Below are 24,682 nucleotides of genomic sequence, written 5' to 3'. Positions count from 1 at the left end.
CGGCACGACGTCGGCACTCACAGTGGGTGCCGACGTCGTGTCCTGTTGCAGTGGTTGCCGGCCAGAGTCAGCCATAACAGCTGGTTAGTGGCGATGCCCGAGCTGCGTGGACGTCGTGGCGACCTCGAAGATCCGCTCGCCGGCACGGTTGATCCACGTTGCTTTCAGGGTTGCGGGCTTCACAGTGGTGTCAGCCTCGATCCGGGCAAAGACGTTCGGCTCAACCGCGCTGTGCACCAGCGCAGGGTGTGGAACGTTGAGGCTCGCGATGGTGCGGTCGTGCAGCGGGCTGACGATCCATTGCCAGAGGTCATATCCGACGCGGGGACCGTAGTTCAAGGCGCGGGATACGTGGATATCGCCGCTGAGAAGGACGACGCCGGGAATCTCTTCGTCCTTGATGAAGTCGAACATCGCCTCGCGTTCGTGCGGGAAGGTACCCCAGTCGTCCGATTCCGCGTTCTGCTTGTCATCCCAGATCATTCCGCTGACTACCAGCTTGAACGTGGCGTCACTGGAACGCAGGGCCTTCTGGAACCACTGCCACTGCGTCGTGCCGAGGCATGTTGGCTGTCCGACGTCGGCCCAGCTTGCCTCGGTCCGGCTGAACCATCGGGGGTCCAGGAGGAACACTTCCACGGGTCCGCGCCGGAAGGACGTGTAGACGCCTTCGCCGGCGTCGCGCCGGGTTTGCTGTTCCCCGGCAGCTGTATGACCGTAGCTGGCGTTGGCACGGTAGTCGACGAATGCCGTACGGGTGTTGACCTTGCCCTTCACATCTCCCAGGCTGGCGTTGAACGCAAAGTCGTGATCGTCCCACGTGCCCCACGTCGGAATGGAACGGACCAGCCGTGCCAGCTCGGGAACCTGGAGGAACTCGCGGTGGCGCTGGCGGGCGAACTGCAAATCAACGGAGTCGATGTAAGGGGTGTCTCCCATGAAAACGAAGCTGTCGCACCCCTCCGCCAGGATGCGGTCCCAGACGGCGTCCGAGCCGGAGGGGGCACAGGAACCGACGCCCATGACCACCTTGGCCTTGGAGTTGTCCGACGGGGCAGTGGTGAAAGCACCTATCAGTGGGGTGAACTCCGGATCGCCGGTGACGGGAACGATCGTGAACGTGTACCGCGTTCCGGGGTGCAACTTATCCACTTCGAAGATCAGGCTGTAATCGTTCGCGCTGGTGAGGGTGGCCTGCACCCGCTCTTCCTTGCCCTTTTGGTTACGGACCGTGCATTCCCACCGTGGAATGGCGTGGTGGTCCCGGCCGGGGCGAAGCCAGATCCGGGTTGTCCGATCCGTAGTGTGGCCCACCATGGGTCCGGCGGCCGGTTCCTTGGGCTTGGGCGTCGGCACCACGGCCGGAGCGGTCCCTGCCTTTACGGAGGAGACGTATTTGGTCAGCGCGGCAAAGAACGCTTCACTATCTCCCACGGCGGTGGCTGGCTGGATGGCTGTACCTGCAGCGTTGAAGCACTTGTCGATGGTCAGGCTGGTCACCAGGAACCGGCCCTTTCCGTGTGCGCCCTCCAGCAGTGCGGGAGGCTTCGGGTTGCCCCCGGGGGCGCAGGAGAGCAGCACCCGCATGGACTCCCAATCAACCAACGTTTCCCAGCTGACGCGGATCGCTGAAGCGCGGTCAGTCAAGACCCGACCGTCGATGCCCGTCCTCAGCGCCGTGACAAGAGGGTGTTCGGGCGCCATGGCGTAGATGGCGTCATGGTCCGGGTCGGCCCGTGTGGCGCTCAGCGGTGCGGGCAGGTAGGACGCTTTCTGCGAATACTGGTCCGACTGCGCCATGTCCAGCACCACGCCGCCGGCTGCCGCAAAATCACGCAGCGACGAGGATTGCGCAGCTACATAGTCAAGATAGGTGGGCGCGTTGTTGGTGAACGTCCCGAAAGCAATGAGATCGACGCCTTGCGATGTGGCGGGCAGGCCGGGATCGAGGGTGATCACGTTTGCCCCGGCCCGGCGCAGCAGCTCCCCCAGGCCGGTTGCCTTGGTCCAGGGATCGTTGAACTCCAGCACTGCCGCGCGGATCGGCGCACCACCAGCGGCATGCGCCGGGATCGACGCCGGCACGGTCGCGGCGATGGTCAACCCGGCTGAGGCGAGTCCTCCCCCAAGGAAGCCGCGTCGTCCAACTGATTTGTGGGTGGTCATGATGTTCTCCTTATTGTTCCAACGTTGGGGGTTACCGATTTCCTGAGTGATCGCCCGGTGGGCGGTTGCATGACGAACGGGAGTTCTGCGAGGGCGCGGGGTTCTTCCACCAGCGCGTCCCACTGGTAGGTGTCCCGGGTTTCGTTGACGAAATCCATGGCTTCTTGAAGGTGCCTGGGCTCGTAGTTGTGGACGCCTGTAATGGTCAGCAGGGACCGGACCATCTTTTCGGGGTCGAAGGACACAGCCGGGCCCGGCGAGACCGAGCCGGCCAAGACCAAGCGACCTGAGATGTCCAAGGCTCCCAGGGCAGACTCCACGGCTTGGGCTGCGCCGGACACGTCAATTGCGATGTCCACGGCAAGGCCCGTGCGGTCCGCGTTGGGTGCGGCTGCGTCCGTCGCTCCGAACTCCTGGGCCAGCGCGAGCCGTTCCGGATTGATGTCCCGGACATGCACGGCTGATGCTCCCCGGTGCTGGGCGACAGCGCAGGCAACGATTCCCAGCATTCCTGCACCACTGACGAGGACGCGTTTGCCTGCAAGCATGCCGGCGGCTTCCACCACAGCCATCACTGTTGCGGTGGCGCACGCGACGGGCGCGGCCGCCGCATCGCTCACCGTCTCCGGGACCGACACTATGGTGATGCCGCGGCGAAGATGGATGTGGGACGAGTAGCCGCCTGACAAACCCCAAACGCCGTCGAGCGGTTCATGGCCGGTCTTGAGGAGCTCGACGCATTTCGCCGTGACGCCTGCCCGGCATCTGGCGCATTGGCCGCAGGCGACGGTAACGCTCCAGATCACCCTGTCGCCTGGCTGAAGTTGCCTGCCCTTGAAGTCCTGTATCCCGCCTGAGCCAATGCTGGTGATTCTGCCAACGGCCTCGTGCCCAAGAATGCCGGGGTGGGGTCCGGAACGTCGTCCGGAAATCGTGTGGATGTCCGAGCCGCAAATGGTTGCGAGATCAATGGTTGCCATCGCCTCGCCATGAGCCAGTTCGGGCAGGTCCACGCTGAGGTTGCGGAAGTCGCTTCCACCGGTCCATACCTGGGCGGATGCGGTCAGCGGAAGAGTCTGCGTATCCATGCAGAGAGCCTTTCGATCGCGAAGACGATGAAGAAAATGATCAGGATGATGCTGCCGGCGACGTCGAAGTTGAGTGTGCGGACGGATTCCATGAGGAGGAAGCCGATGCCGCCGGCGCCAACGATTCCCAGGACCGTTGATGTGCGTATGTTCACGTCCAGCATGTACAGCCATTGGCCTGTGAGTTGCGGCAGTGTCTGCGGGATCACAGCCGCGAACAGCACGTCCCACCACCCCCCTCCGGCAGCACGGACCGCCTCGAGCGGCCCGCCGGGGATTTCTTCCACTGAATCGGCCACGAGCTTGCCGAGGAATCCGATGGTGCCTACTCCCAGTGCCATGGCGCCGGCCATGGGTCCAAGTCCGATGGCCGCTACGAAAATCACGGCCAGAATGAGCTCGGGGATGGCGCGAACGACCAGGATGATGGCTCTGGCTGAGTGGTACGTGTGGACGGATGGAGAGACATTCCGGGCGGCCAGGATCCCCATGGGGATGGCCGCCGCGGCTCCGACCACTGTCGCCACGAGCCCGATGGCCAGGGTCTCTCCCACCGCTTTCAGCAAGGCATTCTGTAGGCCATCCACCGATGGCGGCATCAGCCGCCCAAACACTGAAACAAGGTCCGTGAACTGCTTGATGGGCGCCAAGGGGTCGATGCCCAGATAGATGACGGAAACCACGACGGCGGCAACTGTCACCGCTGCGCACAAGCCGCGAACCGTGCGCCCCTTGGTCCAAGGTGGCCGAACCGAGGGACCGGGAACGGCCAGCGCTGCCGCTCCATCGGCGGCTGCATCCAGAAGGGTTCGGCGCAATGCGACGGCAAGATACTCCATGGCAGCGATGATGAGCAAAATAACCAGGATGATACCCATGGCGCTCTGGTACATCAGCCCGCGGAGGGCGTCCTGCAGGGCGAAGCCGATGCCTCCTGCTCCCACGAAGCCAAGGACCACGGAGGTCCGGAGATTGATGTCCACCCGGTAGATGAAGGTGCCGATCCAGGCCGGCGTGATTTGCGGCAGCACTGCGCTGACCAACTCCGTGAGCCGTCCGGCGCCGGTTGCCCGTACTGCTTCCCTGGGCCCTTCATCGATCTGCTCGATCGCATCTGCGAAGAGCTTGGCCATCATGCCCACCGAGTGCAGGCCGAGTGCCAGGATGCCGGGCAGGACACCGATACCCAGCGCCCGCACAAACAGCACAGCGAACACGAGGTCCGGGATCGCCCTGCACATGGTGATGATCATGCGCGCTGCATGGTGTACTGCCGGATGCGGGGTGGTGTTCGAGGCAGCCAGGAAGGCCAGTGGTATGGAAATGATCGTTGCCAGGACTGTTCCCAGCAGTGCCATCATCAGCGTTTCCACCAGAAGCTCCCCAACACGCGGGGGATCATCCAGCTCCGGAGGAAGCATGCGCTCCAGCAGGTTGCCGACGTCCTCGAATCCGCCACCGAGCGCGCCAAGGTCGAAGTCGATCTGACGTGCACTGAGCACTGTCAGGCCGGCGATTGCCGCCAACGCGATCCAGAGAACAAACTTTTCCCTGCTGAACGGTGGCCGGAGGACGTCATTGGTAAATGCTGCCTGCTGGTTGTCCCGCGAACATTCTGGTTCAACGGCTGGTTTCAAGGCGGTCTTCATGCCCTGGTTCCATCCGGGGCCGCCTCCGGCTGGAGTTGCCGGTATACGTTCAGGACATCGTCGCGGGACAGGGCGGCGGTGTTCGAATCGAGGACCTTTTCGCCGTCCCGAAGTCCCACGATTCTGTGGGCCCAGTGCATTGCCAGGTCCACCTGATGCAGCGTGCAGAGGACGGTGATCTTGTTCTCAAGGCAGATCTGGAACAGCAGATCCATCACGTTGGCAGCGTTTTCGGGGTCCAGCGATGCTACCGGCTCATCGGCGAGGATCAGTTCGGGTTTTTGCATGAGTGCCCGTGCTATGGCCACACGCTGCTGCTGGCCGCCGGACAGGGAGTCGGCCCTCTGAAACGCGTGCTGTCCCAGCCCCACCCTCGAAAGATGTGTCAGGGCCTCACGCCGCTGGGCGCGGGAATAGCTGAGGATTCCATAGCGTGGTCCCGGTATCCGTCCGGACGCTCCGATCAGCACGTTCTCCAAGCACGTCAATCTGCCTACCAGGTTGAAGTGCTGGAAGATAAAACCGATTTTGGAGCGGAGCTTGCGCATCTCGCGGCTGGTCATGCCATGGACCGGCTGTCCAAGGACGGTGGCCTCGCCGGCGGTGATGGGATTCAGGCCATTCAGGCATCGAAGGAGGGTCGATTTGCCTGAGCCGGATAGACCCAGCAGGACCGTGAGTTCGCCGGGGGCCACCTCCAGGTCGATTCCCTGAAGTGCAGTGACTGGTCCGAAGTCCTTGCGGAGTTTCCGGACGCGGATGGCTGGTTCGGGTTGAGCGTCCGAGCCCGCGGTTGCTGCAGCCTGGGTCATGGTCACGGCTCGCACTTTTCAGATTTGGTGGTGAGGCAGACGTTGCGGATGCCGTCGTAGTCGGCGTCGCCGGCCTTCACCACACCCCAGGCGTGTTCGCCGGTCATCAGGCATTCCTTGCCTGTGCAGTATCCCTGGGACTCGAAGTATTCGGCGTTGGCTTTCTCAGTGAAGAGAGCCGTCAGCCTGGCCACAGCGTCATCGCCGAGTTTGTTGCGGACTGCGAAGACGGAACCCGGAATCATCTCGGATTTCCAGACTGATTTGAGCTCGCCGGCCTGCAGTTCCCCCTTGCCGGGAAGGGTGTCTTCCACCATGGACTGCATGGCAAAGCCCACCTCGCACTGCCCGCTCTTGACGGACAGAGCTGAGGCATCGTGGCTGCCTGCGTAGATCGGTTTGAGCGCTTTGCTGATGTCGGATTCCTTGCCACTGGAGGCGACACCCGAACTGATCAGCCCGGCTGATGGGTAGAGGAAGCCGGAGGTAGAACCCGGGTCAACAAAGCAGGTGTCCTTGCCCGAGAAGTCCTCGATCTTGGTCACTGCATCGTTGCTGCCCTGGGTGATGCCCAAGGAGTAATAGCCGGCAGGGGTGTCCTTTGCTTTGGTCAGGGCGCCAAGCGGCTGGATGTCTGCCTTGTTAGCTGTGGCTATCACATAGGAGAACGGGCCGAGGAAGGCGATGTCCACCCGGTCTGCGATCATTCCTTCAACAATTCCCGCGTAGTCGCTGGCCTGCTGGAGCTTGACCTTGGAGCCGGTTTCGGCCTCGATCATCTTGATCAACGGCTCGTAGGTTCCGGTGAGGTCCGTGGAGTTCTCATTCGGGATCGCACCGATAACGATCTCCGAAGGGAACCCGCTTGACTGTTGGGGCTCACTGGCTGAGGCGCATCCCGAGAGGAGCACCACGCTCGCCAAGCCAACTACTGACGCGGACAGGGCTTTGAAATTCATTGGGAATCCTGTTCTGGAGCTTTGTGAGGGGGCGCGGCCTAGGAAAGCAGGGCGCCGGGCAGTTCTGTGACGGAATTGAGGATGTGGGTGTGGGGCGCAGTCTGGAGGTCTTCCCTGGTGTGGGCACCGGTGAGTACGCCGGCCACTACCGATGCACCGGACCGCGTTCCGGCCAGCAGGTCGCTGGTGGTGTCGCCTGCCACGGCGATCTCGCGGACGTCGTCGATCCCCAACCGCAGCATCGCTGTCAGGATCATGTCCGGTGCCGGGCGCCCACGACCCGCATCAGCGGGGGAAAGTGCGTCGTCGACCAAGCCTTCCCACCCGAGGGAGGTGATCAGGCGGTCCCGGGTAACGGGCGAGAATCCTGTGGTCAGGACGACCTTTACCCCGGCCTGCCTCAGGCTTCTGATGGTTTGGGCTGCACCGGAGATCGCGCTGACTCCCAGCGAGGCGATGTTCCTTTCATAGGCGGCCTCGAACATGCCATTGGCTTTCCCGGCGGCTGCGGAGTCGCCGCCAAAGATCTCCATGAAGACATCGATCTTGCTCTGACCCATGGTGTCCAAGGCATATTGCACAGCATCGCGGGCTGCCGGCGAGCCTGATGCAAGGCCCATGTCAGTAACGGCGGAAATGAATGATTCCTTGACGACGCCACCGTCCTGGACTGTTGTTCCGGCCATATCGAGGCACACGAGTTTGATCATTGGTGGTACTCCTGAGTGTTTGGTCCTGCGATGTTTAGTCATACGCAGTGCAGCTGCATCCAGCATGCCCTTAAAAATAAATCTGTATAGACAGATTCTGGACCGTTCTCCGATTGTTCATCAGCCATTAATCCCTTATTTTTCAACGAAGCACGCACCCGGGCAGGCTATGATTGCCTCATGCAGTCCGAACCCATCTACCTAAAGTTGTCCGAACAGATCATGGAGCAATTCTCCGATGTTCCGGTCAATCGCGCCCTGCCATCGGAGCACGATCTTGGCAACATCTTCGGGGTCAACAGGCAAACGATCCGGGCCGCATTGGACGAACTGGAGCGACGCTGGCTCATCCGCAAAGTGAAGGGAAGCGGCACGTTCCGTACCCAGCGGTTTGAGTACCGGATCAGCCGCGATCTGGCTCCGTCCTTTACGCAGACGGTCCGTGCCGCCGGCGCGGACCCCCGAACCATCAACTCCAAGCCGGTGATACGGCAGGCAAGCCCGGAGGAACGGGACATCCTGGGGCTGGAGGCAGGTTCCAAAGTCACGGTTTTGGAACGGGTTCGGTACATCGATGACATGCCCGTCAGTACGGCCATCTCAGTGCTTCCTTCCGCCGCTGTCCCCCGCCTGGCCGCCATCCTTGCCGTCGATGGATCGTTGGATGGCGTCCTGCGCCGGCACTACGGCTACTCCCCGCATCGCCAATGGAGCCAAAGCCGCCTCTCATCGCCGCCCAACGAAATTTCCGAGACCCTCGGGCTCAGGGGAAGGCCGCCGCAGATCCTGCTGCGCGGCCTGATCTCTTGCTCGGAGTCGGGAAAAAGGCTGGAATATGTGGAGAGCTACCTCAGGCCCGACGTCTTCGACGTAGTGACGGAACTGGGCCAATGCTGAACACCTACACCCTTGGACATGTCCGCGCCGTCACGCCCGAGGGCATCCTCGAGGACCAGCTGGTCAGCGTATCCGGCGGCGTCATCGAAGACATCGGCCCGCACCGCAGCGGAACACGGGCCGACGTCGATGGACGCGGACAGCTCTGCCTGCCCGGGCTGGTCGACGTCCACAGCGACGCCCTTGCGAGGGAGTACCGCCCCCGGCCCGGCGCCGTCGTTCCCGTTCCGCTGGCCCTCCACGCCGCCGAGAGCAACCTGCTCGCGGCAGGGGTCACCACCGCCTTCCACGCCATGTCCTTCCAGCTGAAGTCAGCGGTAGGTATTCCCATCAAGTCCCCGCAGGCACCGGAAATACAGGACACTTTACAGGCCTACCCCGAACCAAGAATGGACCATAGGGTCCTGCACCGGCTGGACGTTCGGTGCCCCGGAGGCATTGACCTCTTTCGCGAACAGATTACCGGGCAACCCGGAACCCCGCTGGTGTCCTACGAGGACCACACACCAGGACAAGGCCAGTACAAGGACCGCTCCGTCATGGAACGGTGGCTGCAGGACGCCCAACAGATGACGCCGGCCAGCGCCAGGCATCACGTTGACCTGCTGGTGGCCGAAAGGGATGAGCAGATCCCCCTCCGGGAGCAGACCCTGGGGTGGCTGAGCAGTCTGGCCGCGGACGGGTCCATCAAGCTCATGGGGCACGACCCTACGTCTCCTGACGAAATCGATGACCTCATCGCCCGGCACGCCACCATCGCCGAGTTCCCCACCACAATCCAGGCAGCCAGGCACGCGGCCGCACAGGGCGTCGCCAACGTAGCCGGGGCACCCAACATCCTGCTGGGCGGGTCCCACTCAGGAAATGTTTCCGCCGCAGAGTTGGCACAGCACGGCGTCCTGCACATCCTGGCCTCCGACTACCTGCCGTCGAGCCTACTGCCGGCCGCCTTCGAACTGGCCAGACTGGGCCACGCCACCCTTCCTGCGGCCATCGGCATGATCACCTCTGCGCCGGCCGCAGCAACAGGCCTCCACGATCGCGGACAACTGGCGCCAGGCCGCAGGGCAGACCTCCTGCTCTGCTCAGACTCCTCCGAGTACCCACGCGTCACCCGGACATTCACGGCAGCATAAAGCAACCAACGGTCGCAGCTTGGTAAAGGCATCTTCGTGAAGACCGCGTCCGGTGTTGACGCATTGCACCATAGGGTGACGTTACGAAGGACCACGCCGACGACCTGGCATTCGGATACCGGTCCATTGCCGAAGAACTTCCGGGAAAGGGCATCACAGGTGCCGGGCTTGCCTAACGCGTGTCAGGAGCTCCCATTGATACGAGCTCCTGAATCGATTCGCTGTCCGTTATGGGAGATCCGTAGGTTGGCATGCGGTCCAGATGCGGGAGCAGGGCACGCAAGGCCGGATTGCTGTTGTCCGGGTTCCAGCAAACGCTGAGACTTACCCGCCGGGACTCCACCGGGTCCAGCTCCCGGTAGACGACGCCGTCCACTCTCAAAAGCGTCGCGGACTTGGGAACAAGGGCCATCCCTCTACCGGCGCGGACCAATGCCAGCATGGCCGGTATCTCGGACACACTATGGGATGTCAAGAAGCGATCCAGGTTCAGCATAGTGGCGCACATATCGTGGAAGTACTTCTGGTCGAGGCTGCTGTAGGCAATGTAGTCGCCAACCATTGCGCCCTCGAGAGTCAGCGGCCCGGGGGCATCGGCCAGCCCATGACCGGCGGGCAGCGCCGCAACCATTTCTTCGGAGTGAAGGTGCCTGGATCCGAACATCTCAGGAACCGCGGGTCGCGCCAAGCCCACGTCCAGTTCTCCGTTTGCCAGTGCTTCGAATTGGGCCTCGCTCACCATCTCCACGATGTTGATGTCCACCGATGGGAAGAGATTGTTGACATAGGTCAGAAACTCATTAAGCACTGCATACGCGCCCATCGCAGTGAACGCGAGGCGCAGCGTACCGACCTCGCCCGCTTCTGCTTTATGGGCAAGCTGTGGAAGCGCCTCCGCAATGGAAATGATCCTTCGTGCATCAGCCAAAACCAAGGCCCCGGCGACTGTTAGGGAGATCTCCTTTCCTCCACGTTCCAGGAGCTTGGCATGCACCGCCCGCTCCAGGTTTTGAATGTTTCGGGTCAACGTTGGTTGCGTTAAGTGGAGTCTTTCTGCGGCTCTGCCAAAGTGCAGCTCTTCCGCGACGGCAACGAATCCCTTGAGTTGGGACAGGGTTGGGCTCATGCATTGAGCGTATCACCGGATGCATAAAAACGCTTGGACACGTATGACGACCTCGATTTACCGTGGATTCATCACCTCAGAAGTTGCCCACATCAAACAGTTTGAAGGATCCGATGACGACTCTAGTTATGGCCATGAACCCGCAGCGAGCCGAGGACGTGTGCGATGCCGCGACCAGGCTCCGGCTGGACGAACGATTTGATGTTCGCTGGGGATCGGACACCTTTGACGCCGACGAACTGGCCCGTTTGCTTCCGGGAAGCGATGTTGTGGTTACCAGCTGGGGAACGCCCAAGCTGACGGCGGCTATGCTCTCAGACGCTGCCGCGCCGAAGATCATCGCCCACGCAGCAGGCACCGTAAAGAACGTGCTTGATCCAGATACTTTCGACATGAACCTCGCAGTGTTTTCCGCAGGTGTTCGAATCGCCGAATCGGTTGGCGAGTACTGCCTCGCTGCAACCTTGACCATGCTCCGAAGGCTGCCGGCTTTTGATCAGGCAATGCGGGCGGACGAATGGAAACCCGCGAACGTGCGCGGACGGGAACTAACGGGCAAGACCGTAGGAATCGTGGGCGCCAGCTCCACGGCACGGGCTTTCATCTCGCTTCTGAAGCCTTTTCATTGTGACGTAGTGGTCTATGATCCCTACCTTTCTGACGCGAAGGCACGCCAGCTGGGCGTACGCCGTGGCGAACTCGAGGAGGTTGTCCGCGCGCCCATCGTCTCCCTGCACGTTCCTAATCTTCCCGCCACGGAAGGAATGATCACCAGCGAGCACATCAAGTCCATGCCGGACGGCGCACTGCTGATCAATTCGTCAACCGGTCCCACGATGGACTACGACGCACTTGAGGCCGAGCTTTCCAACGGCAGGGTTTTTGCGGCCTTGGACGTCTACCCGCAGTCACCTCCCGCATTGTCAGCCAACTACACAGCCTCACCCAACGTGCTGCTGACTCCTCACATCGCCGGCGACTCGGTAGAGGGGCACCAGGCCTTGGTGGGCTTCGTGATCCAGGACGTGGTCAGTTGGCTTGAATACGGGCAACGCGGCGAAAGCTGCGTCGATCTCAACGCGCTCTCCCGGTCGGCATGAGCTTGTACCCCTCAGACGCTCTGGAAGAGCGGACCCAATACCGGATGCCCCGCGTCGCGTCATTAGAGGTCTTCGCGGTCAAGGTACCCTTCAAACATTCGTTTGTCCTCGGAAGCGGTGCAGTGGGTGCCCCAGGCCAATGCGGCGATGTCATCTTCGTCAAGCTCACAACGGACTCAGGACACGTTGGTTGGGGGGAACAGAGAGCCCTGCCGAGCTGGAGCTACGAGACGCCGGAGACCATCGTACTTGTCATTGAAAAGTACCTCAGCCCTCTGCTCATGGACCTCTCCCCCTTTGATGTAGGACTCTTCCACCGCCGGGCCGACAAGGTTCTCAGCCCCTCGGTCTCCAATGGATTCCCTTTTGCCCGCGCTGCAGTGGATGTAGCGATGCATGACGCCGCAGGACAAATAGCGGGACTCCCCGTTCATGCGCTCCTTGGCGGCAAAGTCAACAGCGAGCTGGAACTGTGTTCTGCCATCGGCGTCGACACGCCCGCCGCCATGGTTGCACGAGTCGAAGAATCTTCTGAGTATCACGCTTACAAGGTCAAGATTTCCGGTGACGTCCGGGCAGACACCGAAGCGGTTCACGCTGTGTCTGAGGTCGCCGGCGGCAAACCACTATGGCTTGATGCCAACCAGTCGTACAGCCCATCGTCCATGATGCGGTTCCTGGACAGAGTTGTCGACGTACCGGGACTCTTCTGCGTGGAACAGCCCGTGCCCAGCACCGACTGGGCGGGCATGAAGCGAGTCCAAGCCGCGAGCCGGATTCCCGTGGCCATCGACGAGGGCAGCTTTACCTCGCAGGACTTAGCCAGGACTATTGCCCTCGGTGCAGCCGACATGGTGGTCATCAAGATCTGCAAGTCCGGCGGAATCCGTAACGCCATGAAGACGGCCGCCGTCGCCACCGCCAACAGCACGGAAATTCTGGCCAGTGGACTGACCGACTGCGGCATCGGGTTCGCGGCTTCCCTTCATCTCTTCAGCAATCTGGAACTGGCCCTCCCCGCAGAACTCAACGGCCCCGAACTCCTCAATGACCTCTACGTCGAAGGCCTCACCATCACCAATGCCATTGCCACAGTGCCGGATGCGCCTGGCTTGGGCGTGACCGTCGATGAAGAACGCATCCGGTTCGAATCCCACATCTAGTCCCCATCCCCACCACCAATTCATACAAGGGAAAAGGGGCGAGACGCCAAGCCCGATTTCCCAGCCGCCGGTAGGGAATACCAAAATCCGACCGCCCTGTACCCGTCAAACGCTGAATAACTCGACACAGTGGGAGTGAAGGGCTGTAAGTACATCTTTTGCGCAGCCCCTCACTCCTAGCGGCCGGTGTGTGACCGCACTCCTACCGGTCCAGTGCCTTCATTACCCGAAGGACAACCTCAGTTCCTTTGCGAAGATCATCGAAATCGGTCCATTCTTCGGGAACATGGCTCCGGCCAGCACGGCTTGGAACGAAAACCATTCCGACCTCCGTGACCTGGGCGATGAACATCGAGTCGTGCCCCGCCCCGCTGCTGATATCCCGGTGTGTGTACTCCAGGGCCGAGGCCGCTTCGCGAACGGCGTCCACCAGGGTAGGAGCCAGCTGCACCGGGCTGAGATTGAAAAATTCATCCACATCGGCAGCCACACCGGCCTGGGAGGCGACCTCGCCGACCATGACCGAGATGCGGTCGATCAGCACGCGGAGCGACTCCTCATGCGGAGAACGCAGGTCCAGTGTGAAGTCCACCTCCCCCGGGACCTGGTTGCCTCCACCGGGGGCCACTGTGAGGTGGCCAACGGTAGCCACTGTGCCATCGGCGATCTCGTTGACGAACCGATTGACCTCCCGCACCATAAGGGCGGCGGGTACCAGCGCATCCTGGCGCAGGTGCATGGGGGTTGTGCCGGCGTGGTCGCTTCTGCCTTTGACCATAACCCGCAATGCGCGAACGCCAACGATGGAGGTTACGACGCCGATCTCTATTTGCTCCTGTTCAAGGAGCGGTCCTTGCTCAATGTGTAGTTCGATAAAAGCACGCATGTCCGCCGCGGAGCGGGCTGCAGCCTGCAGTTCGCCCGGCTTCAAGCCGAAGGCAGTAGCCGCCTGCCTCACGGACACTCCATCCTCATCAACCAAAGAGTCCAGTTCCCTGTCGGCGACCAACCCTGCAATGGCGCGGCCGCCCAACATGCCACTGCTGAAGCGGGCCCCTTCCTCCTCAACGATGGCAATGAACTCCAGTGGATGCCGATTCACGTAACCGTTCTCTTGCAACACCCGGGCAGCCTCAAGAGCGCACACCACGCCTGCAGTGCCATCAAACATCCCGCCGTTTCGGACAGAATCGAAGTGTGAACCCACCGCGATCGCAGGTAGCTCGGGATCAGTGCCTTCACGTCGGCCGATGATGTTGCCGAGAGCGTCTTCACGAACGCTCAAGGCGGCGGCCTTCATAGCCGCAATGAGCGTTTCCCGAGCGGCGGCGTGCTCTGGAGTGTAGGTCAGCCGGGTAACACCGGGGCCTTCCGCCGAGAACCGGGAGAGCTCCCGGATCTCTTTCTCAATGCGCTCCGCTTGCGCTTCCTGCAGGGTCACTTCGACGCCTCGTAGTCGCGACGGGTGACGAACTGGCCGAATCCCTGCTCGACCAGAACTTCTCCTTTCTCTGCCACCACCGTTCCGCGCACCATCGTCAGAACCGGCGCACCCGTGACGGGCATCCCGTCGAACGGGCTGTACTTATGCAGGGATCGGAACTGCGACGCATCCACTTTGGTGTCAATGTCCAGATCGAGGATCAGCAGATCGGCGTCGGAACCAACCTGTAGCGTGCCCTTCTGCGGATAGATGCCAAAGAGCTTCGCAGGTTTCTCGCACATCACCTCGACGAGGCGTTCCAACGATAGCCTGCCCTTGTTCACTCCATTGGTCAGCATCATAGGGAGAGATGTCTCAAGGCCCAGCGCACCGTTGCCGGCTTTCCACACGTCCTTCCAGCCGGGTTCTTTGTCCTCGACAGGATGTCCGCCGTGGTCAGATCCAAGGGTGTCGATGAGCCCGTTCTCGAGTTGTTCCCATAATCTGACGTTCATCTCGGCTGAGCGGACGGGCGGGGCGACCTTCATATACGGTCCGATTCGTTCGGCGTCGTCCGTGGTGATATTCAGATACTGCGGACCCGACTCGCAGTGGACGTCCTGGCCCTCGGATTGCGCCCTATGTATCAGCTCGACGCCGTCAGGGTTGCTCACGTGAAGCACGATCAGTCGACAGCCGGCTTCTTTCTGCAGTAGCAACGCACGCTGAATGGCCTCGTTCTCCTGGAAGACTGGTTGGGATGCCTCGTAGGCGGCCATGTCCTTGCCGCCAGCGGCTTTGATCTGCTTCTGGAGCGCTTGAATGATCGTTTCATTTTCGGCGTGGACCACGATGACTGAACCACAGGCTGCGATCTCCTGGAAGATTTCGAACAGTTCGCCGTCGCTGACGGCGTCGAACATGCCCGGCACTGAGGCTGCCATCATTGACTTGAAGCCCACAGCGCCGGCGTCGTGCATTTTGCGTATCTCGGGCAGGTTTCCCGGTACTCCGCCTCCATAGAGCGCGAAGTCAACTTTCAACCGCTGCCCCGCCTGCTTCTTCTTTTCGAGGAAGGCGTCCAAAGTGGTGGTGGGTGGGAAGGTGATCGGCATCTCGATGATGGTGGTGATGCCTCCCACGGCCGCAGACTCGGAATCGAGTTCGAAGCGGCCGTACCGGTTCTTGAGATCCATGTCGATGATATGCACATGTTCATCGACCACGCCCGGCATCACGAACTTGCCACCCGCGTCAATGGTTCGGCTGGCCTCGACATCACTCGTGTCCGCGCTGATGGCGGCGACTTTGCCGTCTTTCACCAGAATGTCTGCCTCGGTGATTCCGTCGCTGGATACCAGACGGCAGTTCTTAACTATTACGTCAAACACTAATTCCACTCCTTTTAGCTAGAGGTACTGCTTCTCTGTCGGTTTTTGATACGAGTTCGCTTTGCTGGTCTGGTAGCCCAGAGCGACCAGACTCTCGGCCACGCGGCAAGCTGCCTCGACGGGGTCGATGACAGGAACGCCGAGCTCAACGCTCAGTTGACGGGCGAACCCCACCATGCCGGCGCATCCGAGCACTATCGACTCGGCGCCGTCCTCCTGGACCGCCTCCTTGGCGGCTTGCTTGAGCGTCTCCAGTGCGGCGTGTTCGTCCTCATGGAAAGCCATCACCCCCAGGTTTGGGAGCTTGATGGAGGCGAGGCGATTCGTCGCCCCCGCTTGCCGTACCAGTTCGTGCAGATGTTTCCTGACCCGCGGAAGGATGCTGACAATGGAGAAGGTGGCCGCGACGAACGAAGACATGTGGATTGCAGCTTCGGCAACCCCTACCACTGGCCTGTCAGTCAGCTCCTTGACCGCGTCAAGTCCCGGATCCCCGAAACATGCGATGACGTAGGCGTCAGGCGGGTTTTCCCGCTCAGCGCGCTCGACCTCTTCGATGAGATGGAACGTTGCCAGTGCTTCGTCGTAGCTGCCCTCAATGACGGCGGGTCCTCTGGAGGGGTTGATGGCAGAAATTATGGTGCCGGGCGCTACGACTTGTTGCGCTGCGTCCGCAACCGATTCAGTAAGGGCGCTGGAACTGTTGGGATTGATCACGAGGATCCTCACGGTGTTCCCTCCTGCAGGTGAATGATCGGGACATGCCCATGGGCCACGCCCCGGTAGTTTTTTGAAACGTCAAACACGCTCCACTCCTTCTGGGAAGAGATACTGCTTATCTGGTTATCTGTTGGCTTCATTGGTGAGTGGTAAGTTCCCTGCCCTCCTGTTCCAGCAGGTAGTCTTCATTCGCGCTTTCCGCCTCGGAGAACAGCGGGAACCTCTTCGCCACCCACCTCATGGCGGGATAGTGCAAAGCCACTGCGGCAGCAAGGCCAGTGATGAACATGAGGTCAGGTGTCAGGAAGGCCAGGGCCAAGGCAACCACGTAGACCGCGAGCGCAACCCAGTTGAACCCGTGCCAATAGGTATAGATGCCCTTGGTCCGATACAGGTCCTGGAGGCTGACCCTGCCCCGGCGAACCAGGAAGTAGTCGGTGATCATGATGCCTGCGAGTGGACCCAGCGCACTGGCCAGGATGTTCAGGAAGCTATTAAGCGTGTCGGCGAACTGCCATGGCATCATCAACAAGCCGACGGCGCCTGAGACGATGACGCCTGTCTTGAAGCTGAAAACGCGGGGGAAGGTGCTGCACAGCGTGTAAGCAGGAGACAGGAGATTGGCGGCGGGGTTGGTGGACCAGGTTGCCAGCAGAACGAATACCTGGAAAAGAATGGCCATGGGAACGGACACTTCGCCTACGACCTTGGTGATGGCGAACACCGGGTTCCACTCCCCCACCAACACCATCGACGCGGCTCCGATAAATCCGAAAATGACTGACGCCGGCACCATTCCCCACCATTGGGCCGCCGCATACTTGGCATCGGACTTGGCACGACCTTCCCCGGGCTGAGTCGGGGCGACCTTACATTCCTTCACAATGTCGTGGATGCTCACCACCACGGCAATCCACCCCCCGACGAAGATCATGACCGCCGTGGAAAACGGCAACCCCGGAGTCTCACCACCCATGATCATGACCTCCCGAAGCGTCACTCCGGCGCCATCAAGCATCAGGTAGACCATGAACACACCCATGGCCAGCAACACCGGTGCGGCAAAGATGTTCATCCACCGGATGAAGCTGATGCCGTAGAAGGTGGTCACCACCTGCACAGCGCCGAAGATGAGCACCCACAAGGTCAGGTTTGAGAACCCTGTGAGGATCCGGGTGATTTCATCAAGTGCCAGCGCTCCGAGCCACGTCTGAAAGCCGAACCAAAACAATGAGAGCAATGCCTTCACAACGATGGGGATCAACGATCCCCGGATACCAAACGGCATCCGCGCCGCCACAGTGAAGTTGATACCCCAGCGAATGGCCGCACTCTGCGTGAAAAACACCACGACGACGGCGATGGTACAACCCGCGGCAATGGCCACGATGACCTGCCATACCTGAAAACTGGCCGTCAGTTGCCCCGCGGCAATGAATATGGCCACTTGGATCGCCATGGCAAACCAGATGGCAGCCAGGGAGAACGGCCCCACGGAACGTTGAGCGTAACGCGTAGGTGCGTTGGATTCATTCAGGAGACTGCGGCCCTGCTGGTCTTCTGTTGTCGTCATTGACATTTCTCCTTGCACGAAGAGGAACGAACGAGGCAGAGGGCTACTCTGCGTCCCGCAACTTCACCACGCACGCCGACCTCACCGCGATGTACATGACATACAACTTTTTACGGAAACTTATACGCCATGGACATGTACGCGGGTGTGACGGGGGCCATAGTGTTCCGGGTATGAGTTGGCGCGCCAGCACGGCTTGCCCAACCAGTCGATCAATCTTCACCATGAACTAAGGACAGCCAATGCGCGTATTTGTTGATCAGGTCAAGTGCACAGGGCACGGGGTCTGCGAGGAGCTCGCCCCCGATGCCTTCCTCATCGAGGACGACGGAATTGCTCGCGTCCTCATCGCCGAAGTGCACGGCGCAACGCTCGCCGAAGTGCAGGCCGCCTGCGCACAGTGCCCCACACAGGCAATCACCCTCGCTGAACCCGATCCCTCATCCTCCGCAGAGAACGCGTAGGTCCCGAGATGAAGGAAAGCGCAGCTGCCATCGAAGTCCAAGGCGCGAGCTTCATCCCCGATGAGCAACGATCCGGAAGACCGCGTGACCTCTTTTTCATGTTCCTTTCAGCCAATGTGACCCAGCTGTACGTTGTCATAGGCGCGACGATCATGGTGTTCGGCCTGAGCATGTGGCAGGCCGTGGTGGTCATTCTTGTGGCCAACAGCCTCATGTTCCTCATGGGCTGGTTCGCCAGTATCGGCGCCGCATCCGGAGTGCCAACATCGATTATCACGCGTGCTCTTTTCGGCATGCGGGGAAACAAGGTCTTTGGGGCCGGCGTGGTAGTCGTTCTGTCGACCCTGGTCACCATCGTCAATCTCGTGATCGGTACGCAGGGTGGTTTGGTCGTTGCCGAGCGGCTTGGCATGGCACCAGACGTCGCCACGACGGCTATCGTCTGCGGAATCATCGTGCTGGCATCCACGGGACTGGCAATGTACGGCTACAACATGATGGTAAAGACCAGCGGCGTGCTCACCGTGGTTATCGCTGCTGCTTTCGTTCTGCTCGGATTCTTCGTCTTCCAAAAAGTGGACCTGGCATCCTTCCAACCGGTCCCGACGGAGAATCCTGTCATAGGCTTCGTCGTCGCGCTGACGTTGTGCATCGCGATGCCGCTGTCCTGGGGCAGCGCAGCGGACTTTGCCCGGCACATCCCCAGCACCACCAGACGCAAGCCCATCGTTCTCGCCGTCGGGCTCGGCGGCATGATCCCCCTCGTCGGACTGGAGCTGGTAGGCGTCCTTGCCGCCACGGCCACGGACATGTCCGAACCCGTCACAGGACTGATGAACCTCGTTCCAGAATGGTTCGGCACCGTGCTCGTCGTGGTCATCGTCATTGGTTCGATCATGAACACAGTCATGACCATCTACGGAGGAAGCCTTGCTGTCCAAGCCGCCGGGGTGCCTGTGTCCCGTGTGGTTGCAGTGACCGGGCTCGGTCTAACTGCGGCTATCGGCACGGTCTACGTGCTCTTCTTCGCGGACAGCTTCCTGAACATCCTCCAGCTAGGGCTGACGTGCTTGGGCTCAGTGGCAATGCCCCTGACAGCCATCTATCTCGTCGACAGCGTTCGCCGCAAAGGTCGCTACGACGGCGTCGCCCTGTCCAACCCCTCCCAGGGAGGCCCGTACTGGCATCGAGGCGGATTCCGCCTCTCCGGGATCTGCGCGCTGCTCGGCGGCTCAGTGGTGGCACTGCTGTCACTGAATGGGGCTTCATACCAGGGGCCCATAGCCGCAATGCTCGGCGGCATCGACATGTCCATCGTTCTCGGTGGGACGGTTGCCGCCGTGCTCTTTGTCGCGTTGTCCCGCCAGGAAGAACGAGCCACCTCCAACAAACTCACCGAAAGGACCCCACAATGAAAGAACCACTTGACTTCGCGGACCCGACTCTTTATCAGAACCCTGTACCGGCCTTCAACAAGATGCGCGAGGAGCACCCCGTGTTCTGGTCCGACAGCGCCGGAAGCTGGGTCGTCAGCCGCCACGCAGACGTCGTTATGGTGCTCAACAACCTCGAGGACGCCCAGGCGAGCCTGTTCAAAATCAACGATTACGCAGAGCAATGCCCATTTGGTAAGGGCACAGCAATCTCCCGCGGAATCGAAAATGCCCTGGTCACCACGGATCTGCCCGACCACCCGCGGCTGCGCCGGCACACGGCACCACTGCTCACACGGCGGTCCGTAGAGCGGGACTACGCTGAGACAGTCGAGCAGACTGTCATCGCGCTGCTTGAGTGCATCGAGGAAGATACCCGGTTTGACGTCCTCGACTCAATCTCGGTGCCGCTACCGTTGGCGGTGGTCACCAAGCTGATTGGCTTCGACGCCGAAGATCCACTCCAGCTCAACCATTGGGCCGTTGATCTCACCCGGTCGCTGGAACCGCACCTGGACAGTGACAGCCTCGAGGCCAGCGATAAAGCAGCCACTGCACTCGAGGACTACTTGCAGGGAGTGCTTCGGGACCATGCTTCCACCGCGCCCGCCGGGACCGTACTGCAGCGTTTGTACCAAGGCATGGAAGAAGGAACGCTGCTTTCCGAACAGGAAGCCGTTGTCCGCCTCATCGAACTCGTCGCCGCGGGAACCGAAACAACAACCACGATCATCCCGGCCGCCTTCGAGGCAATGACGCAATTCCCACAGGTGTGGAAGGAACTCCAAGCCGATCCAAGTCTGATCCCTGCAGCCGCCGAGGAGTTCCTGCGCTTCGCAACCCCCTCTCCGTTCACAGGCCGTGTGGCCGTCAAGGACATATCTCTGGGAGAACACGTCATCCGCCCCGGAGACTCCATCCAACTTGCCATCCTGGCCGCGAACCGCGACCCCCGAGTGTTTAGCGACCCGGACGTTCTCGACATCCACCGGACACCCAATCCGCACATCACTTTCGGGGGCGGTATCCATGCTTGCCTCGGCCAGCATCTCGCCCGCCTGGAACTGATCACCGTCCTGAAGCACGCGGTAAGCCGTTGGGAGTCGTTTGAGGTTGCCACCGAACAAGTGGTCCGACGTGATCGGATCGGCGTCTGGGGGTACTCCGCGTTCCCCATGACGGTGCAGATGCGGGCGGCATGATGAGACAGAACGCTGACGCGCCCGTCATCATCATCGGCGCCGGCCTTGCCGGCCTGAGGGCAGCGGAAGGCGCCAGGCGGGCCGGCTATACCGGAGCGCTGGTGATGATCGGGGACGAGGAGCACCCACCCTACGACCGGCCTCCGTTGTCGAAGGACTTCATCACCGCACCTGCACCGCCCGACGTGCTCCTTCGCGACCCCGACGAGCTCAGAAACGAACTCAACATCGAACTGCGTCTCGGGCAGGCTGCAGAGCAGCTGGATGTTCCCGGCAAACGCGTCCGGGTGGGTCAGGCATGGCTGGACTACTCCTCGATCATCCTGGCCACGGGCTACCGCTCCCGCACCTTCAGCACCAATCGAGAGGAGCAGAATCTCTACCCTGTCCGCACAGTGACGGACGGGATGCGGCTTCGGGAACGCCTCGCTTCCGGCGCCAGGCACGTGGCGATACTCGGGGCAGGTTTCATCGGTTCGGAGCTGGCGAGCTCAACACGCTCCAGGGGCATAAGCGTGACGCTCATCAGCACAGTAAGGAAGCCACTCTCCGGGGCACTCGGTGATCAGGTGGCCGATGCCCTCGTCCAACTGCACCGCTCGAACGGCGTAGACGTAAGGCTCGGATGCAGCATCGCCGAGGTCAGCGAATCCTCCATCCTGCTCTCCGACGGGTCGATGGTCCCCGCCGATGTCGTCGCCTACGGAATTGGCGGCGAGCCAGCAACAGAATGGCTGGCAGGATCAGGTATCGAACTCGATGGATTCGGCGTGGTGTGCGACGAATTCCTCCGGGCAGCGCCCGGTGTCTACGCAGCTGGCGATATCGCATCCTGGCCCAGCAAACTCTTTGACCAGCAGCTTAGAAGTCCACACTGGACGGCCGCTTCCGAGCAAGGTGTTAATGCGGGACACAACGCCGTCAGCGATGCGAAAGAGCCATTCGACACCGTCCCGTACTACTGGTCCGACCTATACGGCAAACGCCTACAATTCGTCGGCGTGGCAAGCGGGGACCAGATGATGGTGGTGCACGATGAGCTCCCTGACGGCGGATTCCTGGCGCTCGCACGATCGGGGGACCGGATCTCCGCTGCCTGCGGGATCAACATGCGACGACAGATAGGGGTTGCCCGTCGGCACATCCGGCAGCAGTCCTCTTGGAGCGTAGCCATGGAAGATCTGGGCGTAGATCAAAACCCGGCCGTGCTCTCAAGGGTTTAGCTCAGGTGTTGGGCCTGCCCGTTGGAAGACGGTGCAGGCCCTTCGCTGTCAGGGCAAGCCATAGTTCCACCCGGGTATCCAGCTGGTCCAAGGGCTGGCCAATGAGCTGTTCGATCTTCCGGAGCCGGGAGCGCACGGTGTGCCGATGGACGTGAAGGCGATCTGCGGCGGGGTCGATCTGACAGTTCGCGGTCAGCCAGGCCTCGACGGTCGCCAGGAGCGCTCCACTCGGATCGGCGTTGCTGAGGGGGGCGAGGACTGCGTCGCTGAATGTCTGCGCCATTTCCAAATCAGTGGCGTTGGTGAGCCAGGTTTGGGTGAAGCCGCGCCGGTAGGTCACCGGGTGACCGAGGTTGCGGCTGGTGACCAGTGCGGCCACCGCCTGTGCCTGGGATGCAGCAAGTGTGCCTGGCGTTGTTGAGGCTCCGATTCCGGCGGCTAAGTTGGGTGCGAACCTACGAAGGTCCTGTTCTATGTCGGCGTCGGCCATGACGATGGCCTCCACAGGGCCTCCGTTGGTGTGGCGGATGAGGCCACCGCGAATCGTCAGGGAAAGATCGGCGACCAAATCGGCCGCGGCACCCGCCCCCGGGTCGACGGCGATGCAGCGGAACTCCTCGCCGGTTAGTCCGGAGGCACGAAGCAGGGCCTCCGCGTCGCTTTCGGATTCGGCAACCAGCACTCTCTGAAAGGCCCGGGCACGTTGGTGTCGGTCCGGCTCGCTGGACAGCCATCGACGCTCAAACTCAAGGGCAAGAATTGAGGTGAGTGCGGTGATTGCCACCGGCATTCGTGACCCCGCGTTGCCGACGAGGACCACGAAGCCGCGCAGCCGGGTAGTCCCCAAGGGCTGGATCTCAAGAGGGATGTCCTCGATCGTCGTCTTCATCGCGCTCCTTAACCCCTTGGGAGCCAAGACATTGGCAAGGTCGCGCAGCATCTCGTCCGTTGGCTGGGCACCGACGGTGTCGCTTGTCACGATCCGCAGGCCCAGCGGGTCGGTGACAATGGCACCTATGTTCGTAGCCGATGTCCAGGTCGCAACAATCGCCTCAAGTCCTCCGCCGGAAGCGGCACTGAAAGTCAGGGCCTTGTGAAGGTCAACCAAGCGGTCAAGGGACTGGCGCTCGTCCGCGACGAGCGCCTTATAGACCGCGCTCGTGATGGCAATGAACGGCACGTCCTCGGGAACACCGAAAAGAGGCAGGTCCTCCGCCGCTGCGGCTTCAGCAAGGGTCCTTGGTACCGATTGGTGAGGCAAATCGCTGCCCAGGCCAAGAGCGAGGGCGACAGCACCGCCACCCTTGACATCCCGAACGTACGAACGGCAATCCTCGGCCGTGACGGTAACGGGGAGCAGCAGCCCGATAGTCATCAAAATCTCCCCGCCCGCCAGCCATTCGCTGGGACGCAGCAGCTCAGAGACATGCGCCCCCGTGACCATCGGATCAGTTTCGCGAGTCCAATGTTTCACTTGGAGCCGCAGGTCCGTGTTACCGGTCAATGCACTGAGTGTGAGGGGCATGAAAGCAGAATATCGCCCTGATGTATAGAATCGTCCATCCTTGTACAGTGCCGGCGCTGTTTATGCGTCACAGCACCGTCAGTAAGCATTAGCGCGCCCGACCCGTTCCTCTTAGCCAACGACGTGCCTCGCCAAGGCGCCGCTCTCACTACCACGGCCCGCCCATTCCGGGACTTCCGAGGAGATTGAGCAGTCAACGTTGATGCTTCCGCGAGCCCTGGACGTCACGTCGCCCAAGGCTCATTGCTGAATGAACGCATGGACCGAAGGATGCATGTACTGGATCAAATCAGATTAAGGCGTGTACATTTCGCACCCGACCTTTGCCCTCACTAAGGCTTCCCCAGCCAAGGCTCACAACTCCAGCAACGAGCCAAATCCAGGAACTTTGACGAAGGTTCTCGAAGGTCATGTTGCGCGCAGTCCCCCTACCCATGAAGAGGTGTAGGACAACCACGACCTACCTGAAGAACCAAGAGAGGACCTCGTACCCTCATATCAGAGCCAGCGGAGGGCCCACCAGCCAGGACCCCGACCCCGCTCCCCCGCAACCGAACGGGCGACCCGCGGCGCCAGGCACACCCCGAGGCCAGTGTCAGAGGGACCTTTTAACCCAGAATGTCAACACGTTAAAGCAAAAACCCCCTCTGACGAGGGGGTATGCCGTGCCCGAGGTGGGACTCGAACGGGATTCCGAGCCTTGAAAACACTGGGAAGTGGCGGAAACATGCGGAATCCGGGCCAGTCCGGCGGCTGAACGAGGCAGTCCGAAGTGGAAAGTGTGGACATTGTCCACACTTCCTTTTTGCTCGATCGACCGCCGAAGAACAGCGAGCCGACACTCTTGTGAGCGTTTGGAGGGCCGCAGCAAGCGAGTGCCGCAGCCTTCGCAAATCGTCTACTCGCTCGAACGATGAAACAT

20 protein-coding genes are annotated in these 24,682 nt (G+C 61.2%); 8 read left to right on the top strand and 12 right to left on the bottom strand.

Annotated features, from left to right (window positions below):
• Window positions 1-84: 84 nt before the first annotated feature.
• The 6 genes from J3D46_RS15215 to J3D46_RS15190 are packed head-to-tail and all read right to left on the bottom strand — an operon-like array spanning window position 85 to window position 7,384.
• The gene (locus J3D46_RS15215) at window positions 85-2,166 is read right to left on the bottom strand and encodes an alkaline phosphatase (RefSeq protein WP_253468048.1); all 2,082 of its coding nucleotides are present in this window, start codon (window positions 2,164-2,166) and stop codon (window positions 85-87) included.
• Window positions 2,163-3,254, bottom strand: coding sequence for a zinc-binding dehydrogenase (locus J3D46_RS15210; protein ID WP_253468046.1), 1,092 nt, complete (start codon window positions 3,252-3,254; stop codon window positions 2,163-2,165). Before J3D46_RS15210 ends, J3D46_RS15215 begins: the two co-directional genes overlap by 4 nt.
• Window positions 3,230-4,903: a phosphonate ABC transporter, permease protein PhnE gene (gene phnE / locus J3D46_RS15205; protein ID WP_253468044.1), complete on the bottom strand. Its 1,674-nt coding sequence runs from the start codon at window positions 4,901-4,903 to the stop codon at window positions 3,230-3,232. The genes J3D46_RS15210 and phnE overlap by 25 nt, the downstream gene beginning before the upstream one ends.
• Window positions 4,900-5,715, bottom strand: a complete 816-nt coding sequence (phnC, locus tag J3D46_RS15200) for a phosphonate ABC transporter ATP-binding protein (RefSeq protein ID WP_231340693.1) — start codon at window positions 5,713-5,715, stop codon at window positions 4,900-4,902. The genes phnE and phnC overlap by 4 nt, the downstream gene beginning before the upstream one ends.
• Before the next feature lie 2 nt (window positions 5,716-5,717).
• Window positions 5,718-6,674 carry a phosphate/phosphite/phosphonate ABC transporter substrate-binding protein gene (locus tag J3D46_RS15195; protein WP_253468043.1) on the bottom strand — a complete coding sequence of 319 codons (957 nt, stop codon included), beginning with the start codon at window positions 6,672-6,674 and terminating at the stop codon, window positions 5,718-5,720.
• A gap of 38 nt (window positions 6,675-6,712) precedes the next feature.
• Window positions 6,713-7,384, bottom strand: coding sequence for a phosphonatase-like hydrolase (locus J3D46_RS15190; RefSeq protein WP_231340679.1), 672 nt, complete (start codon window positions 7,382-7,384; stop codon window positions 6,713-6,715).
• 180 nt (window positions 7,385-7,564) lie between these two features.
• Here J3D46_RS15190 and J3D46_RS15185 point away from each other — a divergent pair, with 180 nt between their 5' ends.
• Window positions 7,565-8,281, top strand: a complete 717-nt coding sequence (locus J3D46_RS15185; protein WP_253468041.1) for a GntR family transcriptional regulator — start codon at window positions 7,565-7,567, stop codon at window positions 8,279-8,281.
• A complete protein-coding gene (locus J3D46_RS15180; RefSeq protein WP_253468039.1) occupies window positions 8,275-9,417 on the top strand; it encodes an alpha-D-ribose 1-methylphosphonate 5-triphosphate diphosphatase in 1,143 nt (380 codons plus the stop codon). The genes J3D46_RS15185 and J3D46_RS15180 overlap by 7 nt, the downstream gene beginning before the upstream one ends.
• 172 nt (window positions 9,418-9,589) lie before the next feature.
• Here the strand turns inward: J3D46_RS15180 and J3D46_RS15175 are convergent, their stop codons facing one another.
• Complete coding sequence (locus J3D46_RS15175; RefSeq protein WP_231340682.1) at window positions 9,590-10,543, bottom strand: LysR family transcriptional regulator; 954 nt, start codon at window positions 10,541-10,543, stop codon at window positions 9,590-9,592.
• 113 nt (window positions 10,544-10,656) lie between these two features.
• Between J3D46_RS15175 and J3D46_RS15170 the strand changes: the two genes are divergently transcribed.
• Together J3D46_RS15170 and J3D46_RS15165 are read left to right on the top strand one after the other, a co-directional pair.
• On the top strand, window positions 10,657-11,643 hold the full coding sequence (locus tag J3D46_RS15170; RefSeq protein WP_253468037.1) for a hydroxyacid dehydrogenase: 987 nt from the start codon (window positions 10,657-10,659) through the stop codon (window positions 11,641-11,643).
• Window positions 11,640-12,806 carry a mandelate racemase/muconate lactonizing enzyme family protein gene (locus J3D46_RS15165; RefSeq protein ID WP_253468035.1) on the top strand — a complete coding sequence of 389 codons (1,167 nt, stop codon included), beginning with the start codon at window positions 11,640-11,642 and terminating at the stop codon, window positions 12,804-12,806. Before J3D46_RS15170 ends, J3D46_RS15165 begins: the two co-directional genes overlap by 4 nt.
• Before the next feature lie 202 nt (window positions 12,807-13,008).
• Here the strand turns inward: J3D46_RS15165 and J3D46_RS15160 are convergent, their stop codons facing one another.
• The 4 genes from J3D46_RS15160 to J3D46_RS15145 form a co-directional block, all read right to left on the bottom strand.
• Complete coding sequence (locus tag J3D46_RS15160) at window positions 13,009-14,247, bottom strand: M20 family metallo-hydrolase (RefSeq protein WP_253468034.1); 1,239 nt, start codon at window positions 14,245-14,247, stop codon at window positions 13,009-13,011.
• Entirely contained in the window at window positions 14,244-15,620 is a 1,377-nt protein-coding gene (gene allB, locus J3D46_RS15155) for an allantoinase AllB (protein WP_253468032.1), read from the bottom strand. The genes J3D46_RS15160 and allB overlap by 4 nt, the downstream gene beginning before the upstream one ends.
• An 18-nt stretch (window positions 15,621-15,638) precedes the next feature.
• A complete protein-coding gene (locus J3D46_RS15150; protein ID WP_253468030.1) occupies window positions 15,639-16,349 on the bottom strand; it encodes an aspartate/glutamate racemase family protein in 711 nt (236 codons plus the stop codon).
• Between the two features lie 127 nt (window positions 16,350-16,476).
• A complete protein-coding gene (locus J3D46_RS15145; protein ID WP_253468028.1) occupies window positions 16,477-17,913 on the bottom strand; it encodes a cytosine permease in 1,437 nt (478 codons plus the stop codon).
• 242 nt (window positions 17,914-18,155) lie between these two features.
• Between J3D46_RS15145 and J3D46_RS15140 the strand changes: the two genes are divergently transcribed.
• Genes J3D46_RS15140 through J3D46_RS15125 form a run of 4 tightly spaced genes read left to right on the top strand, consistent with a single transcriptional unit; the run spans window position 18,156 to window position 22,235 of the window.
• Window positions 18,156-18,377, top strand: a complete 222-nt coding sequence (locus J3D46_RS15140) for a ferredoxin (RefSeq protein WP_231340689.1) — start codon at window positions 18,156-18,158, stop codon at window positions 18,375-18,377.
• An 8-nt stretch (window positions 18,378-18,385) separates the two neighbouring features.
• On the top strand, window positions 18,386-19,792 hold the full coding sequence (locus J3D46_RS15135) for a cytosine permease (protein ID WP_253468026.1): 1,407 nt from the start codon (window positions 18,386-18,388) through the stop codon (window positions 19,790-19,792).
• The gene (locus tag J3D46_RS15130; protein WP_253468024.1) at window positions 19,789-21,012 is read left to right on the top strand and encodes a cytochrome P450; all 1,224 of its coding nucleotides are present in this window, start codon (window positions 19,789-19,791) and stop codon (window positions 21,010-21,012) included. Before J3D46_RS15135 ends, J3D46_RS15130 begins: the two co-directional genes overlap by 4 nt.
• Window positions 21,009-22,235, top strand: a complete 1,227-nt coding sequence (locus J3D46_RS15125; protein ID WP_253468021.1) for an NAD(P)/FAD-dependent oxidoreductase — start codon at window positions 21,009-21,011, stop codon at window positions 22,233-22,235. The genes J3D46_RS15130 and J3D46_RS15125 overlap by 4 nt, the downstream gene beginning before the upstream one ends.
• Before the next feature lies 1 nt (window position 22,236).
• Here J3D46_RS15125 and J3D46_RS15120 read toward each other — a convergent pair whose 3' ends face one another.
• Window positions 22,237-23,760: a PucR family transcriptional regulator gene (locus tag J3D46_RS15120; protein WP_253468019.1), complete on the bottom strand. Its 1,524-nt coding sequence runs from the start codon at window positions 23,758-23,760 to the stop codon at window positions 22,237-22,239.
• Between the last annotated feature and the right edge of the window lie 922 nt (window positions 23,761-24,682).

It is taken from the genome of Paenarthrobacter sp. A20 (assembly GCF_024168825.1).
Lineage (GTDB): Bacteria > Actinomycetota > Actinomycetes > Actinomycetales > Micrococcaceae > Arthrobacter.
Note: the sequence above shows the minus strand (reverse complement) of the source record. Positions and strands in the feature narration are given on the sequence as shown.

Coding starts and splice junctions, on each gene's coding strand:
- J3D46_RS15195 (WP_253468043.1), bottom strand. CDS start 6,674: ATGAATTTCAAAGCCCTGTCCGCGTCAGTAGTTGGCTTGGCGAGCGTG.
- phnC (WP_231340693.1), bottom strand. CDS start 5,715: ATGACCCAGGCTGCAGCAACCGCGGGCTCGGACGCTCAACCCGAACCA.
- J3D46_RS15165 (WP_253468035.1), top strand. CDS start 11,640: ATGAGCTTGTACCCCTCAGACGCTCTGGAAGAGCGGACCCAATACCGG.
- J3D46_RS15210 (WP_253468046.1), bottom strand. CDS start 3,254: ATGGATACGCAGACTCTTCCGCTGACCGCATCCGCCCAGGTATGGACC.
- J3D46_RS15170 (WP_253468037.1), top strand. CDS start 10,657: ATGACGACTCTAGTTATGGCCATGAACCCGCAGCGAGCCGAGGACGTG.
- J3D46_RS15120 (WP_253468019.1), bottom strand. CDS start 23,760: ATGCCCCTCACACTCAGTGCATTGACCGGTAACACGGACCTGCGGCTC.
- J3D46_RS15180 (WP_253468039.1), top strand. CDS start 8,275: ATGCTGAACACCTACACCCTTGGACATGTCCGCGCCGTCACGCCCGAG.
- phnE (WP_253468044.1), bottom strand. CDS start 4,903: ATGAAGACCGCCTTGAAACCAGCCGTTGAACCAGAATGTTCGCGGGAC.
- J3D46_RS15130 (WP_253468024.1), top strand. CDS start 19,789: ATGAAAGAACCACTTGACTTCGCGGACCCGACTCTTTATCAGAACCCT.
- J3D46_RS15215 (WP_253468048.1), bottom strand. CDS start 2,166: ATGACCACCCACAAATCAGTTGGACGACGCGGCTTCCTTGGGGGAGGA.
- J3D46_RS15125 (WP_253468021.1), top strand. CDS start 21,009: ATGATGAGACAGAACGCTGACGCGCCCGTCATCATCATCGGCGCCGGC.
- J3D46_RS15140 (WP_231340689.1), top strand. CDS start 18,156: ATGCGCGTATTTGTTGATCAGGTCAAGTGCACAGGGCACGGGGTCTGC.
- J3D46_RS15145 (WP_253468028.1), bottom strand. CDS start 17,913: ATGACGACAACAGAAGACCAGCAGGGCCGCAGTCTCCTGAATGAATCC.
- J3D46_RS15135 (WP_253468026.1), top strand. CDS start 18,386: ATGAAGGAAAGCGCAGCTGCCATCGAAGTCCAAGGCGCGAGCTTCATC.
- J3D46_RS15185 (WP_253468041.1), top strand. CDS start 7,565: ATGCAGTCCGAACCCATCTACCTAAAGTTGTCCGAACAGATCATGGAG.
- J3D46_RS15175 (WP_231340682.1), bottom strand. CDS start 10,543: ATGAGCCCAACCCTGTCCCAACTCAAGGGATTCGTTGCCGTCGCGGAA.
- J3D46_RS15190 (WP_231340679.1), bottom strand. CDS start 7,384: ATGATCAAACTCGTGTGCCTCGATATGGCCGGAACAACAGTCCAGGAC.